18 protein-coding genes are annotated in these 17121 nt (G+C 48.3%); 2 read left to right on the forward strand and 16 right to left on the reverse strand.

Annotation, left to right across the window (positions count from 1 at the left end):
* Positions 1-250: 250 nt before the first annotated feature.
* Together DNHGIG_RS04445 and DNHGIG_RS04450 are read right to left on the reverse strand one after the other, a co-directional pair.
* Entirely contained in the window at positions 251-1033 is a 783-nt protein-coding gene (locus DNHGIG_RS04445; RefSeq protein ID WP_282201352.1) for a prohibitin family protein, read from the reverse strand.
* A 277-nt stretch (positions 1034-1310) separates the two neighbouring features.
* The gene (locus DNHGIG_RS04450) at positions 1311-1724 is read right to left on the reverse strand and encodes a YjdF family protein (RefSeq protein ID WP_282198530.1); all 414 of its coding nucleotides are present in this window, start codon (positions 1722-1724) and stop codon (positions 1311-1313) included.
* Between the two features lie 368 nt (positions 1725-2092).
* Here DNHGIG_RS04450 and DNHGIG_RS04455 point away from each other — a divergent pair, with 368 nt between their 5' ends.
* Together DNHGIG_RS04455 and DNHGIG_RS04460 are read left to right on the forward strand one after the other, a co-directional pair.
* Complete coding sequence (locus tag DNHGIG_RS04455) at positions 2093-2530, forward strand: SRPBCC family protein (RefSeq protein ID WP_282198531.1); 438 nt, start codon at positions 2093-2095, stop codon at positions 2528-2530.
* Between the two features lie 280 nt (positions 2531-2810).
* Positions 2811-3329, forward strand: a complete 519-nt coding sequence (locus tag DNHGIG_RS04460; protein WP_282198532.1) for a PepSY domain-containing protein — start codon at positions 2811-2813, stop codon at positions 3327-3329.
* A 104-nt stretch (positions 3330-3433) separates the two neighbouring features.
* Here DNHGIG_RS04460 and DNHGIG_RS04465 read toward each other — a convergent pair whose 3' ends face one another.
* The 14 genes from DNHGIG_RS04465 to hprK form a co-directional block, all read right to left on the reverse strand.
* Positions 3434-4828, reverse strand: a complete 1395-nt coding sequence (locus tag DNHGIG_RS04465) for an FMN-binding glutamate synthase family protein (protein WP_282198533.1) — start codon at positions 4826-4828, stop codon at positions 3434-3436.
* A gap of 68 nt (positions 4829-4896) precedes the next feature.
* The gene (locus DNHGIG_RS04470) at positions 4897-5841 is read right to left on the reverse strand and encodes a 3-hydroxyacyl-CoA dehydrogenase family protein (RefSeq protein ID WP_282198534.1); all 945 of its coding nucleotides are present in this window, start codon (positions 5839-5841) and stop codon (positions 4897-4899) included.
* Between the two features lie 234 nt (positions 5842-6075).
* The gene (gene hisIE, locus DNHGIG_RS04475; RefSeq protein WP_282198535.1) at positions 6076-6744 is read right to left on the reverse strand and encodes a bifunctional phosphoribosyl-AMP cyclohydrolase/phosphoribosyl-ATP diphosphatase HisIE; all 669 of its coding nucleotides are present in this window, start codon (positions 6742-6744) and stop codon (positions 6076-6078) included.
* On the reverse strand, positions 6741-7502 hold the full coding sequence (hisF, locus tag DNHGIG_RS04480) for an imidazole glycerol phosphate synthase subunit HisF (protein WP_282198536.1): 762 nt from the start codon (positions 7500-7502) through the stop codon (positions 6741-6743). The genes hisIE and hisF overlap by 4 nt, the downstream gene beginning before the upstream one ends.
* Before the next feature lie 105 nt (positions 7503-7607).
* The gene (gene hisA, locus DNHGIG_RS04485) at positions 7608-8351 is read right to left on the reverse strand and encodes a 1-(5-phosphoribosyl)-5-[(5-phosphoribosylamino)methylideneamino]imidazole-4-carboxamide isomerase (RefSeq protein ID WP_282198537.1); all 744 of its coding nucleotides are present in this window, start codon (positions 8349-8351) and stop codon (positions 7608-7610) included.
* Complete coding sequence (gene hisH / locus DNHGIG_RS04490) at positions 8348-8968, reverse strand: imidazole glycerol phosphate synthase subunit HisH (protein ID WP_282198538.1); 621 nt, start codon at positions 8966-8968, stop codon at positions 8348-8350. The genes hisA and hisH overlap by 4 nt, the downstream gene beginning before the upstream one ends.
* On the reverse strand, positions 8968-9564 hold the full coding sequence (gene hisB, locus DNHGIG_RS04495) for an imidazoleglycerol-phosphate dehydratase HisB (RefSeq protein WP_282198539.1): 597 nt from the start codon (positions 9562-9564) through the stop codon (positions 8968-8970). Before hisB ends, hisH begins: the two co-directional genes overlap by 1 nt.
* Positions 9561-10841 (reverse strand): histidinol dehydrogenase, encoded by a 1281-nt coding sequence (gene hisD / locus DNHGIG_RS04500; protein WP_282201353.1) that lies wholly within the window; start codon positions 10839-10841, stop codon positions 9561-9563. Before hisD ends, hisB begins: the two co-directional genes overlap by 4 nt.
* Positions 10841-11476, reverse strand: coding sequence for an ATP phosphoribosyltransferase (gene hisG, locus DNHGIG_RS04505; protein WP_282198540.1), 636 nt, complete (start codon positions 11474-11476; stop codon positions 10841-10843). Before hisG ends, hisD begins: the two co-directional genes overlap by 1 nt.
* Positions 11477-11829: 353 nt before the next feature.
* Positions 11830-13056: an ATP phosphoribosyltransferase regulatory subunit gene (hisZ, locus tag DNHGIG_RS04510; protein ID WP_282198541.1), complete on the reverse strand. Its 1227-nt coding sequence runs from the start codon at positions 13054-13056 to the stop codon at positions 11830-11832.
* Positions 13057-13180: 124 nt separating this feature from the next.
* A complete protein-coding gene (locus DNHGIG_RS04515) occupies positions 13181-13705 on the reverse strand; it encodes an acyltransferase (RefSeq protein WP_282198542.1) in 525 nt (174 codons plus the stop codon).
* 9 nt (positions 13706-13714) lie between these two features.
* Positions 13715-14374, reverse strand: coding sequence for a pyrophosphatase PpaX (gene ppaX, locus DNHGIG_RS04520; RefSeq protein WP_282198543.1), 660 nt, complete (start codon positions 14372-14374; stop codon positions 13715-13717).
* 83 nt (positions 14375-14457) lie between these two features.
* On the reverse strand, positions 14458-15849 hold the full coding sequence (locus DNHGIG_RS04525; protein WP_282198544.1) for a peptidoglycan DD-metalloendopeptidase family protein: 1392 nt from the start codon (positions 15847-15849) through the stop codon (positions 14458-14460).
* A gap of 246 nt (positions 15850-16095) precedes the next feature.
* Positions 16096-17028 (reverse strand): HPr(Ser) kinase/phosphatase, encoded by a 933-nt coding sequence (gene hprK / locus DNHGIG_RS04530; protein WP_282198545.1) that lies wholly within the window; start codon positions 17026-17028, stop codon positions 16096-16098.
* Positions 17029-17121 lie beyond the last annotated feature (93 nt).

Raw genomic sequence — 17121 nt, forward strand, 5'->3', positions numbered from 1 at the left:
GGTCGTCCCGCCTGGATTCTTAACAGTGGTTGCGGAACGACCTTCAACTCACCTCTGCGCTGCAAAGCGATACAACCCACCCAAAAGACACTCGGTTGCATTAGGCAGCTTAATTCTCTCTTCCCGTACAAGAAACTTTTCATCCTCTGATTTCGCTGATTGCGGCATGGGAGACTATTTTGAAATCGACGGAATGGGTGCCCTGCTGATTCAAGCAGCAGGGCGCTTCTGTCTACCGTCGCTCTCTATGCTATTTGTCGCTTTTCGTTACATCGATAAACGGAGTTGCACCACCCGTCACTTGTGGAAGTTTTCCATCCCATTTCTCGAGCGCTTTTTCTTGAACTTCAATTTCTTTGAGACGTACAAGTTCGGGTGTCACCTCTTGCTTTTTCAAGCGCAACGCTTCAGCTTCTGCTTTTGCCTGCTCGACTCTTTGTTGCGCTTCAATCTGGATTCTTTTCAGGTCGTTCTCTGCTTTCATCGCTTGTTGAGCGGCTACCTGTTTCGCTTCGATCGATTGATTGAACGCATCGGAGAAAGTAAAGTTTACGATCGATATATCGGCCACTTGCAAATCATAACGAGATAAGCGCTTCGTCAGGCCCTCTTGCACCTGGGAAGCGACCACATCACGCTTGGAAATCAATTCTTCCGCAGGATAACGTGCTGTCACCTCTTTAAGCACTTCCTGAATGGCTGGTGCTATAATCTTCGTTTCATATCCTTCACCAACATTCATCAGTAACTTATACGCAGATGTCTCGTCCACTCGATAGTTCACTGCGATATGAGTTCGTACAGGTTGCAAGTCTCTTGACGATGCACTTGCATCCGCCTCCGCTTTTGCCACTTGCACATTGACCTGAATGATGTCCTGAATAAACGGCCATTTAAGATGTATGCCGGGTTGAAGAATGTCCTCCCCCAATTTACCAAATGTTTTTCGTAGTCCCACATGGCCGTAATCGACTTTAGCGAACGAACCAAAAACTACTGATATCGCGACGATTACAACCACAGCACCTATCATACTCTTTCGAATCCATCCAACATTTGCGGAATTCTTTTCAGGATTAGGTTTTAAATCCACCACATCAATCCCTCCGAATTTTTGATTGAATCAGTAGTTTTTTCCATTATCTCATTATTTTTTCTCTTTTACCACCTCGATTCACAAGGTCAAGCTTATTAAAAGCTTACGTTTTTATCCGGTTATACGTCCGTTCGCTCATAAGGAATCATATGCGTTGTCAAATAGAATAGCCCTGCCGATTCAAGCAGGGCTCCGATTCGCACCGCTATCGATTTTATCTTCCGCGGTGTTTCGCTTTTGCTTTTTGGATTTTAATCTCGCGTTTTTTTTCTTTCAGCAATTCGCGCTGCATTTTTGAAAAGGTTTTTCTTTCTTTTTTCGCACTCTCGAACTGTAATCGGATAGCTTCTTGTGCTTTGGTTGAAATCCCCTTTTGTTTCAGCGTTTTAGCCACTTCCCTTTGAAGCCGCTTTGGGTTCAGTTTCTTCTCGCGTTTTTGCACGATCTCGATGCCATCATGACGGCTTTGTGCCATAAGGGGCAGCAACCGGTACTTGACGAAGTGGAAAACTTCCGGGTCACTTGGTTCCGTACCAAAAACATACCGGTACACGCTCAACTTGGATTTCATCACTTGTTCGATGACTCCAACCCAAAATTGACCATCATGATATACGGTCAATTTCACGTTGATCCCTCCTCTGAAAACACTCTGTGGAATGATGGACATCCCGAGGAGGGGAAGGTTACTGACATCGTGGTAACGATGCGCCCGGACTACCAACCGGACCGTGTTTTTTCATTCCATAATTGATAGTATATGACATTTCTATTTTCAGCGCATTGTATTTGCCGTCGATGACGCACCATTGTGCCTCAATTCCTTGCCGCTTGTCACTCAAACGTGAAAAATCCTTTAATATTACTTCATTGCACGAACGGTGACCAATGGAAGAGCGAGCATTGTGACTTTTCCTCTTTACTTATTGAAGTAACGGGCAGTATAGTTCAACATAATATGGGGGAAAAATTTAATCTGACTGGAGTGAAATTCATATGAACTTTGAAGTAAAAACCAAAATTAAAATATTAAAGCCAGTAAGTGATGTATTCGAAGCTATCGTAGATCCTGCAAAAATGTCCAATTATTGGTTTTCATCGGGTTCTGGAAGATTGGAACAAGGTAAGACAGTTACGTTGAGATATGATGAATATGATGCAAAATTGGATATAAAAGTAATTGAATACGAGGTTAATAAGAAAATTGTGTACTTGTGGTCGGCAAGTGGTGAAGAAACGGTTGTTACAATTACACTGAAAGAGTTAGATACTACGGGTACAATTATTGAAGTTAACGAAAAAGGTTGGAAAAAAGATGATGATTCATTAATAAGCAAATTATTAGGACAAAAAGAAGGTTGGGTTTATGTATTGACTTGTTTAAAAGCGTATCTTGAATTTGGTGTTAATTTGAGAGGAGCATTGGTATTCTAGTGTTTCTCTAAATGGAGTACAAATAAAGATCACTTATGCAATAATTTTAATCGGGAATCGATAACGTAATAAACAAATGCCGGTTCTTCCTTCCTTAGCGTAGGAAAAATCGGCTTTTTGTTTCGAAAATATGTATTATTGCACGTTTTCCGCGTTTTGCTGGTACTACCCCATTAAGCGATTAGGGGTCGAATCATGAAAGCGCACATCACAAGTTGTCCACCAGTCCTTGGAATCAAAATTTTTCTTTTAGGAAACCTAAAAAGAAGGAGGCGAGAGTATGAAAAAAAGACGATTCGCTAGTATGATGATGGCTGTCCCGATGACTTTCGGTCTGATCTTGGGAACACCTGTTGCTTTTGCCGGATCCGACATCGATTCCTTTGATGCGTTGGAAGTGCAAACACAGGAACAAACACATCCGCACAAACATCATCGTCCGACGTTTAAAAGCTCTGTTCAACTGACGGATGAACAAGAGAAGGAGGCACATTTAGCAGCCCGGGAAGCGTTCGAGCGGGCGATGCGTGAAAAACTGGGCAAATTGGCCAAAGTCAGCCCTGAACAAGCAAAGAAAGCGGCGCTTCAAGCATCTCCAGGATACACCGTTCATCACGTGATTTTACGCCCCGTCCATCATAACCTGGTATACGTTGTATTCATGACCCACAGAGAGAAGGCCCGTCTCATTGCCGTCGTAGATGCCGGGAACGGAAAAGTCTTGGAGAAACATGAGTTAAAACCACACCCAGAGCATCATAAACGCACGTTTGAGAAGCAGGTCAACGTGAACGAATGAATCATTTCATGAACCTTTTCCTTCAACAACAGCACCCACGTCTTTTGCATGGGTGCTGTTTTCAATCGATTTCATCAATCGAATCAAATGGATCGGCGCTATTTTCAATGATGGTAGACCGGTCGAACCCCAGTCACTTTGGCCGTAAAATCATCGAGAGCCGCGAGATCTTTTTTCGAGACTTCCTTGATGCTTCTTTTTCCAAGTGCGCGAACAGAGATTTTCATCTCTTCCATACATGAATGTAAATAATTGGCCAGGTGTAGACTGGCGAGAGCAGGGTCAAGCTTTTCTTTATGTTTCCCCGTGTAGAAAACCATTTGTGTAGGAGGCTCCCAAGGAACCGCTTTGAACACTTGTGTATGTGCCATCGCATAGAGAACGGAAGTCCCCAAGTAAACTGCATCAGCCCCGAGAGCGAGCGCTTTCAAAAAGTGATCGGGGGTGAAGAGACCCCCGCTGACAATAAGACTGATTTGCTCCCGTTTTCCGCTCTGTTCAAGAAAGTGAACCGCACGTGATAATGCGTATATGGTTGGCAGTCCGAAATCGTCTTGAAAAATCGGCGGGCTCTCATGTGAACCCCCTTGTCCTCCGTCAATGGCTATCACGTCCACACTTGCTTCAAGCGCAATTTGCAAGTCCCTTTCCATCCAGTTACCCGCAGCAAACTTGACACCAATCGGAATACCTTCCGTAAGCGTTCGCAACTTCTCGACTAATTTCCTGAGATCCTCTGGGTCTTGCACCTCTTCATGCCGGGAATGGAGAACGGCATCTTCTCCAGGTCGTAGATTCATGATCCGACGGGCACGCCCTTGCAATAACTCCGGTTGAATCCGCTCGGCCGCCCCTGCGATCGCACCTTGTCCGAATCGGATTTCAATCATATCCGCCTGTTTAAGAATGCTAGGATCCTTTGACCATTTTCCTGTGTGATATTGGAGAATTAAGTGTTTCGCGAGATTACGTTCTTCCGGTAGAAAGCCGCCTTTTCCCACATTGCTCGCCGTTCCAACCATCGAGGTTCCCAATGCGAAAGCCAGTCTCGCTTGTTCGCTGACACCTACCCCATAGCCCATGGCCGATACAATTAACGGTATATCCAAAACGAGCGGCTTCTTGCTAGCGGGGCCGATCATTGTCGTCGTTTCCACAGGCGTATCTTCGGGCGTAGGAAGCTTCGCAACCTGAGCGGGAGAAAAAATCAGCCCGTCAAAGTTCAGAAACTTGCGAGGACTCCCCAGAGGCCGTTGGATAACGCTTCCCGTATGAGCACGGAGAGCATTTTCCAAAACCCATTGGGGTGACATGCGTGTGAGAGCAGAAACCAGTTCCCATACATTCTCTGCATATCTGTCCGACATGAAACGCTTGACCACACCCTTGACCATCGAAGCAAGGACAACCCTTCTCACCATATACATCATGAATAAAAAAACGCTCAGCCCCAGAAAAACGGCAAACACTTGGATGACTATCACTTTCCATGTCGTCAAGCCAGACACTCCATTACACATTTTTTATAAAATGTGTCCAGAACATGGATTGTATTCAAATGGAGATCTCACGCCCGATCAAAATCTTTTTTTAACCATTCGATCAGTTCCCGTTCCCGCTCTTCGTTCATTTTCTGCGAAAATTCGGGTGTCCATCGATAGAAACCCTCTCCATTCTTCTGGCCATATTTCCCCTCGTCGACCAAACGGCGCATGGTAGGCAAAGACTCTTGCTGGGTACCTAAATCGGGGAATAAGTAATTGGAAATCGAATCAAATACATCCAAGCCTCCCATGTCAGCCGACATAAACACTCCCGTTACCGGGAGACGTCTCCCGATGCTGTAACGGACTGCCGCATCAATATCCTCTACAGTTGCAATCCCTTGTTCGAGGATATTCTGTGCCTCCCTAAACAGTGCAAACTGCAAACGATTGCCGATAGAACCCAGAATTTCTTTTTTCAAAACCACCGGTTTTTTGTTCATCTTGTGCAGTAACGCCAACGTGCGATCTACAGTAGCATCGGAAGTATATGTACCGCGAACGACTTCAACAAGTGGGATCAGATGGGCGGGATTCCAAAAATGAGTAACGATCGTTCTCTCCTTATGGACAGTATGTAATGCGATATCAGTAGGACTGAGTCCCGATGTATTGCTCGCCAGTATTACATTCGTAGGACATTGCTCATCTAATGATCGGAACCACTCTTGTTTCAGAGCGAGATCTTCCGGTATCGCCTCAATCAAAAAGGTGGCATTTTGCACACATTCATCCAACTCGCAAGTAAATGTCACTCGCTCTTTAATCGCCTCAGACTCAGGTGAACGGATGGCATCATAACGAAGCAGCACCTGAAGTTTCTCCGCGATTCCTTTTCGTCCCCGTTCGATATCTTCTTGATCTTGCCCCCAGACGTTCACAGACATGCCAGCCAGCGCTGCAGACAAAGCGATCGAATGTCCCATCGTTCCTGTACCCAGTACCACAAGTTTCTCTTGTTCAGTCATGACGATTCCCCTCTTCCAGAGTTTTTCGAAGGCATCAGTAATTAGAAAACGAGCAAAACCACTGAAACGGATATAATTATAATTTTAATATGAGTGGAAATCGTTCGCAAAAATTAAGTTCCATCGTCGTATATGAAGAAGCCTGCCGCTTTCGTTCGTGTGAAGCAATATGGTTTCGCAGTGAACACACGAAAAAAGCATGCCCTGTTTCTCAAGGCATGCCAAGATCATCGATCATTTTGTTTTTCCTTTCATATCCTGTTTTCCATGGCGGCGTTCCAATTCGGCGAGAACTTCATCGAACGGAAGTCCTTGTTGGCGCAACAGAACGAGCAAATGATACATCAAGTCGCCCGCTTCGCATGTCAATTCATGCGCATCATGATTCTTCGCGGCGACGATCACTTCCGTGGACTCTTCCCCGACTTTCTTAAGGATCTTATCCAATCCCTTCTCAAACAGATAGGTGGTATATGCGCCTTCCGGCCGTTCCGCGTCGCGACGGGCGATCGTCTGAATGAGTTCATCCAAGATGGCGAAACGGTCACCTTCCTGTACATTCCGTTCACCACCTGCAGCCGGTGTAAAGAAACAGGAGTATTTTCCGGTATGGCAGGCAGCCCCCGTTTGTCTGACTTCCACGAGTAGAGTATCTTTGTCGCAATCATAGGAGATGCGCACCACTTTCTGAATATGACCGGAAGTCGCCCCTTTGTTCCAATACTCCTGACGTGAGCGGCTCCAAAACCAGGTCGTTCCCGTCTCGATCGTCTTGATCAACGACTCCCTATTCATGTACGCCAGCATCAGGACTTCTTTGCTCTGCACATCTTGCACAATCGCCGGTATCAACCCGGTCTCTTTATCAAACTGAAGCGTATCGATCCAAGCGTATTCACTCATCGAATCGGAACCCCTTTGCTTTTCAAGTAATTTTTCACTTCGCCGATCGATGTTTCTTTAAAGTGAAAGATCGATGCGGCAAGCGCCGCGTCTGCCTTTCCTTCCGTAAACACATCATAAAAATGTTCTTTCTTTCCTGCGCCACCTGATGCGATCACAGGAATCGATACCGCTTCGGAAACCAGCGCGGTCAGTTTGAGGTCATATCCGTCACGCTGCCCATCCTGGTCGAACGATGTCAACAAGATCTCCCCCGCTCCCAAACTTTCCACCTTCTTCGCCCATTCGATCACCGAGAGGCCTGTCGACACGCGTCCTCCACTGATCAACACTTCCCAGTCGCCTTTGTTCCGGTCATATCGTCCGTCGATCGCCACAACGATACACTGCTGGCCGAACCGCTTGGCGCCTTCCGCAACGAGCTGGGGATTTTTCACCGCCGATGTATTGATCGATACCTTGTCCGCGCCCGCTTTCAAGATCTCGCGGATATCATCGACAGAAGAGATCCCGCCACCAACCGTGAAGGGGATGTATACCTGTTCCGCCGTCCTGCGCACGATATCCATCATCGTCGAACGACCCTCCAACGATGCGGATATATCCAAAAGCACCAACTCGTCTGCGCCTTGTTCATCATAAAAGCGCGCGAGTTCCACCGGGTCGCCCGCATCCCTCTGATTGGTAAGAAACGATTGGAATTTGACGACACGTCCGTCTTTCACATCGAAGCAAGGAATAATTCGCTTCGTTAACATCTCATGCACCGCCTCAGCTATTCTAAAACTTTGTGGTTCGTAAGCGTATCCATTCTAAGGCAATTTGTACTCATAGGATAGCATCTGCCTATGCGGCAAGGGTGGCTACTTGGCAGTCCTTTCAATCTCCGCAATCGCCTGACGCAAATCGATATTCCCTGTGTAAATGGCTTTGCCGATAATCGCGCCCGCTACCCCTTGATTCCGGTATTCCGCGAGTTTGAGCAAATCGCTCGTCTCTTTCACGCCTCCGGATGCGATCACGGAAAGCTCCGTTTGCTTCGCCATTTCGACGATCGCCGGAATGTTAGGGCCCGTCAGCGTCCCATCGCGCGAAATGTCTGTAAAGATAATCCGTGTGGCGCCCCATTGTTTTAATTGCTTGCCAAGCTCGATAGCAGAAACGCTGGATGTTTCGAGCCAACCATTGACAGCCACCCTACCGTCTTTCGCATCGATGCCGATAGCGATCTTCTCACCGTACTCTTTTAATGCGTCTTTGACAAAATCGGGCTTTTCCACAGCGGCCGTACCGAGGATACAACGAGAGACACCGAGTGCAAACAGCGCTTCCAACGTTTCGCCGTTGCGAATTCCGCCGCCCACTTGCACGGGCACCTGCACACTTTTGACGATTTCAGCGATCACCGCGCGATTTTGTTGGCTTCCTTCTTTGGCGCCGTCCAAATCGACGACATGTATGAAGCGCGCTCCCTGTTCCTCAAACCCTTTCGCGACAGACGCAGGGTTGTCGTTATAGACCGTCACCGCATGATAATCACCGCGCAACAACCGCACCGCTTTCCCCTCATGGATGTCGATCGCCGGATATAAGAGAAACTCTTTCATGCATGCACACCGTCCTTGACGAGCTTGGCGAAATTCGTAAGCATCTGCAGTCCCGCATGGGAACTTTTTTCTGGGTGAAACTGGATACCGAATACGTTATTTTTTTGCACGATCGCCGGTACGTCCCCGTGATAGTCGGCCGACGCGAGGATCACCTGCCGATCCATAGGCTCCACATAATAGCTGTGTACAAAGTACACATAGTCACCGTTCTTCACATGCTCGAGAATCGGGCTCTGCGCATGTAAGGTCAGCGAGTTCCAGCCCATATGGGGAATCTTGAAATCCCCTTTGAAACGGCGGACATGACCGGGGATCAAATTCAAGCCGACATGCATCCCATGTTCCTCGGATGTGGAAAAGAGCAGTTGCATCCCTAAGCAAATCCCGAGAAAAGGGGTTCCCTCTTTCACGACTTTCTTGATGGCGTCGATCATGCCTAAGTGTTTCAAATTGTACATCGCATCCCCGAATGCGCCCACTCCCGGCAAAATGACACCGGAAGCGCGTTTCACCTCTTCGGGGTCGCATGTAACGATCGCCTGATATCCCACTTTTTCAATCGCTTTCTGTACGGAGCGAAGGTTTCCCATACCGTAATCGATAATCGCGATCATCACAAAACCCCCTTCGTGGAAAGAACACCACGGATCTTCTCGTCCCGCGCCACCGCTTCCGCAAGCGCACCGCCGAACGCTTTGAAAATCGCTTCAATCATATGATGGGTATTCGTGCCGTAATGGAGATTCACGTGGAGTGTCACACCGGCATTGCTAGTGAACGCGCGGAAAAACTCCTCCACAAGTTCCGTCGGGAACGTGCCGACCCTTTCACTGGGGAATTCCGCGTGGAAGACGAGAAACGAACGTCCAGAAATATCGATCGTTACTTGCGCCAACGATTCGTCCATCGGTGTGAAGCGATTGCCGTAACGGCGAATCCCTTTTTTATCGCCGATGGCTTGTCGGAACGCCTGCCCCAGGCAAATGCCGATATCTTCGACCGTGTGATGATCATCGATTTCCACATCGCCTTTCGCGTCAAGCGTTAAGTCAAAGCCGCCATGTTTCGCGAACAAATCCAACATGTGCGCCAAAAAGGGGACAGGGAGCGAAAGATCCCGTTTCCCTTCTCCGTCCAGATTGAGTGTCAAAGAAATTTGCGTTTCTGTCGTTTCGCGCCGGATCGTTCCTATACGTCCATCCACGCTCATTCACCCTTTCCCTCTTTTTCAAGCCGGATGCGGATCGCATTCGCGTGTGCTTCAAGCCCTTCCACCTGAGCCATCTCGATAATTTTCCGGCCGTTTTTCATGAGTGCTTCTTTGCTGTAACGAATCAGCGACTGTTTCTTGAGGAAATCATCTACGTTGAGCGGGGAGGAAAAACGTGCGGTGCCTTCTGTCGGCAACACGTGATTGGTTCCGCAGAAATAGTCGCCGACCGGTTCGCTCGAATAGGCTCCCACGAAAATCGCCCCCGCATTTTCGATTTGGGAGATGTATTCTTCCGCATCGCGAACCAAGAGTTCCAGATGCTCCGGCGCCACACGGTTAGCGATGGCAACCGCCTCTTGCAGATCTTTCGTCACGACGATTGCCCCCATGTTGCGGATCGCTGCTTCCGCAATGGCACGACGCGGCAATTTCGCTACTTGGTGAACGATCTGCGCAGCCACCTGTTCGGCCAATGTCCGTGAAGGGGTCAGCAAAATCGCTTGAGACAGTTCTCCATGTTCCGCCTGTGAGAGCAAATCGGCCGCAACATATTCCGGATCTGCGGAATCGTCCGCAATCACAAGGATATCGGACGGTCCAGCCATGCTTTCGATTCCCACTTTTCCGAACACCGCTTGCTTGGCTAATGCGACATAGATGTTTCCGGGACCTACGATCTTGTCGACAGCACGTATCGTTTCCGTACCGTAAGCGAGCGCGGCGATCGCTTGCGCGCCTCCGATACGGTAGACCTCCTTCACACCGAGCTCGTGGATGGCCACCAGCACCCCGGGGCTGATATTCCCTTCACGATCCGGTGGGGTGACGAGCACAATTTCTTTCACACCTGCGACCTGTGCGGGAATCACGTTCATCAAAACGGATGACGGATACGCTGCTGTCCCGCCCGGTACATACACTCCAACCCGTTTCAGCGGGCGAATCAACTGTCCCAATAACACCCCATCCGCCATCGGCGTTAAAGTGGACGGCCGTAATTGTCCTTCATGATACTTGCGGATATTGCGAATCGCATCACGCAAGGCTTCCAAAAACAGCGGGCTGACTTGTTGGTAGGCAGCTTCATACTGTTCGAAAGGGACGCGAAAATCATGTAGATCGATTCCGTCAAAACGACGGGTGAAAGCACGTACGGCTTCATCCCCGTGCTGCCGGACCTGTTTGATCATGTCGATGACGATTTCCCGCTCTTTTGCATGCAAATCCTGTTCTTCCCGTTTCAGCGTGAACTCATCCGACTGTACGATGCGTATCATAGGACATCCCCCTTCACTACTTGGCGCAGACGTGTAATCATGTCGTCAATCAAGGCGCTTTTCAAGCGGAAACTCATGCGGTTGGCGACGACACGCGTGCTGATCTGGATGATTTCTTCATGGATCACGAGACCGTTTTCTTTCAAGGTTCGCCCCGTTTCAACAAGGTCGACGATCCGTTCGGCCAGTCCGATGAGAGGAGCCAATTCCACCGACCCGTTCAAAAATATCACTTCCACTTGCCGACCCTTGTTGCGAAAATGGTTGGTTGCGATTCTCGGATATTTCGAGGCAACGCGTGTCACCGCGCTTTCTTTTTCTTCAGGGAGTCCGCATACGCACATGCGGCATTTGCCGATTCCCAGATCAAGCAATTCGTATAGGTCGCGCCCGGCTTCAAGCAAGACGTCTTTCCCCACGATGCCGATATCCGCTGCCCCATACTCCACATACGTCGGTACATCGACGGGCTTGGCAAGGATGAACTTCATCTTCATATCGGGGGATTGCAAGATCAGTTTGCGCGATTCATCGATATCTTCAGGCACGGAGATTCCCGCATCGCGCATCAAGGATAATGTATCTTTGAGGATGCGCCCTTTTGAGAGGGCGATCGTGAGTTGTTCGCTCATATCAGTCACTCCTACAGGCCGCTACTTTTGAAAGTTTAGTGCTTGGGTGGATGTATCGCTTTGCGCTTGGGTTCGATTATCGGGCATATGCTTTACGTTCATGCTCCGTGGAGGTCGTCTCGCTTGGAATATATTTAATTGTTGCGAGACGACCTCCAAAGTCGCTGTTTCACGCCAAGCATATGCCCCTCACCAGCCAAAAAGGAAGCGAGACGACCTCCAAAGTCGCTTTCTTACGCAAAGCATTACGCCCACCCAAAGACACTATTCACTCTTCTGATGGCCCCTCTAAAAGCATGGGTGGCAACACTGAAAGTTAGTGCTTGAGCAGTTACGTTGGAAAAATTCCCACATCAGTGTACTTGCTGCTCCAAGAAGGCATCATAATGAATACGTACCGCTTCATCTTCTGTTTCCAAACGGCCATTTTCCAGTCGGCAGATGATGGCTCCGTCGCCTTGTTCATTCTCCGGCAAGTCAAGAATCCGTTGGGTTGTTACCGTATAGCCTTGTCTGCGCAGATAGGCGGCGAAACCTAACGAGATATGGCGATCCCGAGGGAGATAGTATAAAAGATGCCTTGCTGCTCCCTTTTGATTTCCTTTTCTTTCTAATACTTCCAATACGCGTTCGATCCCGATCATAAACCCTGTCGCCGGGAGAGAACGACCGAATTTTTCCAACAAGTCATCATATCTCCCTCCCCCACAGAGAGGAAAGCCAATTTGCGGTGCGTAACCTTCGAAGATCGCACCTGTATAATAGTTGAGACCAAGAACCAGGCCAAGGTCGATCTGTACCCACTGTTCGACACCGTAGAGCACAAGGATCTCCCATATTTCTTCCAGATTACCGAGAGCTTGAAGCGCCGTCTCATGCGTGGTGAGCGCGCGGGCCCGTTGCAGGACATCCAATCCCCCGCGCAACTGCGGGATGTGAAGAAGGACTTCGCGTGCGCGCGTATCGTCCACTTGTGCCACTAGATGCTCAAAACCTACATAGTTTTTGTCCGCGAGCACGAAACGCATGCGGTCGGCAAGTTCGTGATCCGCGACGTGTTCCGCGAGGATACCATTCACGAAGCCGACTTGCCCCAAGGCCAACCGAAAGTCTTGCACACCGAGCGAGCGGAGCGTTGTGACTGCCAGTGCAATCATTTCCGCATCCGCGTCGGGTGAACCGTCTCCGATCAACTCGACGCCCGCTTGCGTAAACTCAGCATCCCGACCTGCAACAAATTCTTGTTGACGGAAAATATTAGCATTATATGACAAGCGTAAAGGCAAAGGTTCATCGCGCAATAGGGAGGCAACTACCCGAGCGATCGGGGTCGTCATGTCCGGCCGCAAGACAACCGTCTTGCCAGAGCGCTCAATAAACTTAAACACACGGTCCTCTTCCCCGCGCAAACCGTTTTGAAAGGTTTCCATATATTCAAACGTAGGAGTGATCACTTCTTGATATCCCCAGCTCGCGTAGCAGTCGGCTATGTTCCGTTCGATCTCACGTTTCCGTTTGGCAATACCCGGTAGAAAATCCCGCACACCCTGCGGCTTTTCAAATACAATCGGTTTGTTCATACCCGGATTTCTCCTCGTTCACTTTACTATGGTAGAGAAATAAAGCGTTTATATTTACAAGTATCCTAACATGTACCCGTATTTTCGTCAATTCATTCGATTTCATTCTTTGGCACGTCGACGCTTACAATTCATTCTCTTCTAAGAATTTCACTTCTGTTCCGTTGCCATGGCGGATGATGCGTATCGGGTTACCCGCTGCGAACACACCTGAAGGAATATCCCGATTGACGAGAGACCCGGCACCGATCACGGCCCCATCCCCGATTTCGATTCCGGGCAACAATGTAGAATTCGCTCCGATCATCACGCGGTCACCGATTCGCACATCGCCGATCCGATACTCGTCGATCAGATATTCGTGGCAGAGGATCGTCGTGTTGTAACCGATAATGGAATTCTTGCCGATACGGATTCTCTCCGGAAACATCACATCCATCATGACCATCAAAGCGATCGCCGTTTGTTCACCAACTTCCATCTTTAAAAATTGGCGGTACATCCAGTTTTTTAGAGGTAAAAACGGAATGTAGCGGCAGAGTTGGATCACCAGAAAGTTTTTGCATACTTTCAAAAAAGGGACGGTTCGATACACCTGCCACAAGGAATTGGCTCCTCGAACCTTGTACCGCTCTGTGCGACGTGCCATAATAATGGCTCACCCCCGAACGATGGACAATAACTCCCTCATATCATCGATGATATAATCAGGCTTTAGTTCCGCCAAAGCTTCACGACCGCGCAAACTCCAAGCCACCCCGCAACTGGCTATTTCCGCCGCTTTCGCCCCGAGCAAGTCGTACGGGGAATCTCCAACCATAATCGTTCTCTCACGTTCCGCGCCCAGTTTGTCCATCGCCAATAAGAGAGGTTCCGGATCCGGTTTGTGCTTTTCCGTATCTTCAACAGCAACAATCGCTTCAAAGAATGGTGTCAGAAGGAACAAATCGAGGCCCATCTGTGCGGTTTTTCTCATTTTCGACGTCACGACAGCCAGCCTTACTCCTTCCGCGTGCAATGCAGCCAGCACTTCCGATACATGCGGAAACAATGCAACATATTGATCATGCATCGCGATGTTATATTCGCGATACGTATCCACCATCTGCTGAACATGATTTTCAAGACGGGCGGCATCTTCACCCGCATAAAATTCCATCTGTTGAATCAGGGGTTGTCCCATGAGTGGAAGGATATCCGTTCGCGTATATCGTCCCGGATAAAATTTCTCCAATGTATATTCAAACGAACGTATGATCAGTTCATTCGTATCCAAGAGGGTCCCATCCAAGTCAAAAAGCACATATCTGTATTTCATGATCGTTCTCCTTTTACATGGAAGAGTGAAGGTTCTTTCTTTATGAAATTATATCACAAAAAAAGGAAGTCATTGAGACTTCCTTACATGTAGGGTCCCGGGTTGACACGAACGCCACCGACATGCACCTCATAATGCAAGTGCGGTCCAGTCGCTTCACCGGTCATGCCCACTTTGCCGATCATTTGTCCTTTATCCACCAAATCACCCACAGAGACTTCAACCGCGGAAAGGTGACCGTAGATGGATACGATGCCATTCCCGTGATCGATGCGCACACAGAGGCCATATCCGCCATTATCCCATCCCGCAAAAATCACCCTTCCGCTGTTGGTCGCCCAGACCGGGCTTCCAAAAGGTGCACCGATATCCACACCTGGATGGGCTTCATTGCCGCGCCATTCGCCGTACGGAGAAGTGATTACACGGGAGTCGGTCGGCCAAATCCAATCACCATCCGCTTCCCCCGTTTGCTTCGTGCCACGGGCGATGATTTTATCAACTTTCTCCTTCAGCGTTTCTTCCCTCAGCACATCTTCCTTGACAACTGTTCCATTACGTTTGATTTGTCGGATCCATTGTTTCTTTTGCCCTTCTTGGCCCTCCGTAATCACTTTCGTTTGCCCCGCTGGAAGCGACGGGTCATCCTGGTATTTTACGTCATAATCGATGTCCACCGTCCGCTCGATGTCGTTCACCGTTTTCACGGTTAAAAGCGGTTGGGTGGTCACCAAATCGAGCGTTTGTCCCTCTGTTATCTCGTTTTCATTTTCTATCCCAGGATTCGCCGATTTCAGCGCGTCAACCGAAATCTTATTTTTTTCCGCGATCGTCCACAAAGAATCGCCTCGTGCCACCAAATATTTTTGCGGTTGAGGTGTACCCTTTAACAGCAGCGAGACAGCTTCCGTCTCTGTCAAGATTTGCTCCAATGTCGCCATCGTTGGCACAAAATCGATTTTCTGCTCGATCGTCACACTTGAACTTCCGTCCGCATATTTACCTTCTATATCCTGTATGACCTTTTTGGCTGTCGCTTCATCCGCCACGGTAGCGACACTACGGCCATTCACTTCGATCGCAACAGCATCATGTTTTTTCTGTAACTCGTCTTCCAATGCATAAGCAACTGCCCAATCGTTCCATTCGGATGGGGGCGATTGCCGAACTTCCGTCCATGTCAGCTTCGCCGGCAGATTCGGATCCCATTCAGCCGCCTTTTGAGTGATCAACGTGAGATCCCTTACGACACCGATATACTTTCCATTATAGTACACGCGATACATCAATATTGAATTTTCCACTTTTGCATGAACCGTGTGTATGCCAAACGACACAGCCGACAAAACGGTCAAGATTGTAACAGATGTTCGAAGATCAAATGTTGAACGTACCTGTAACTTTACACTCTGCAAAAAATGTACCCAATCGCCCGATCGTAGCCGTGAAAACCATGTCTTTTTTCCCTTGTCCATAGGTCCCTCCCTGTATATGCAACCGTTTCCTTTTTCCTAATCCCGAAAAAAGTTTATTCGACAAATTTTGCGTTTTTCCTGTTTTGTAACGGGATTGTAATATTGAAACCGTCGCAGAAAAAATGATCTTCCAACAAGGAATTTTGCCTTTCCAATTCCTCTGTATGATTTATGTGACAAAAAGAAAAAAAATCACTCGTTGACCGAGTGATGAGACTTTCGATCTATTTTATCTGTTTTCCGTTTCTATTCGTCATGATTTTCGATCGTTGCCATCAGTTTTTCGGATAATTCTTTCGCCGCATTGTAACCCATCATTTTGAGGCGTTGATTCATCGCAGCTACTTCGATAATGACGGCCAGGTTACGTCCGGGACGAACGGGAAGCGTGATTGACGGAATCTCGGTATCGAGGATCTTGACCGTATGCTCATCAAGCCCCAAACGATCATAAGCGACATCGTCCCTCCATGCTTCCAGATGGATCACGAGCTCGATCTTTTTCTTCGCACGCACCGCACCGGCTCCAAAGAGCGTCATGGCATTCAGAATGCCAAGGCCGCGAATTTCTAAGAGATTATTCAATAGTTCCGGTGACTCTCCATAGAGTGTATTCTCTTCCACCTGGCGAATGACGACCGCATCGTCAGCGACGAGACGATGACCCCGTTTAATCAATTCAAGAGCGGTTTCACTTTTCCCGATCCCCGAATTCCCCGTGATCAGAATACCGATGCCATATACATCGACGAGAACGCCATGCATTTGCGTTTCCGGAGCAAAGGTATGTTCCAGAAACCGCTGCAATTGTCCAGCCAGTTTCGTCGTAGCTAGGCGCGAGCGCAAAATCGGGAGGCGATACCGAGTCGCCACTTCAATCAGGATCTCCGGAACTTCCATTTGGCGTGAAACGATGATACAGGGAGTTTCCGGATGACGGCAAAGCCTGTCTGCACATTCCCACTGTTTTCTTTCCGTCATTTGTTCAAAGAATGAGATTTCTGTTCTCCCTAATAATTGGATACGCTCTTCTGGAAAAAATTTTAAAAATCCTGCCATTAACAATCCCGGACGGTTCATGTCCGATCCGGTAATGGGTCGGTCGAGTATAGCGTCAGGGACGATCTGTTCGAAACGAAACTCGTGAATCAAATCTTCCGTCGTTATGATTTTGCCCATTCCTTGAGATTCATCTCCCATTTTGAAAATCTCTGGCTCCGCTTTTTCACTGATTATACATGCGTTTCACAAAAGAATCCATGATAATCATAA

Origin of the sequence: Collibacillus ludicampi (assembly GCF_023705585.1) — a bacterium.
GTDB classification, from domain to species: Bacteria; Bacillota; Bacilli; order Tumebacillales; family BOQE01; genus Collibacillus; species Collibacillus ludicampi.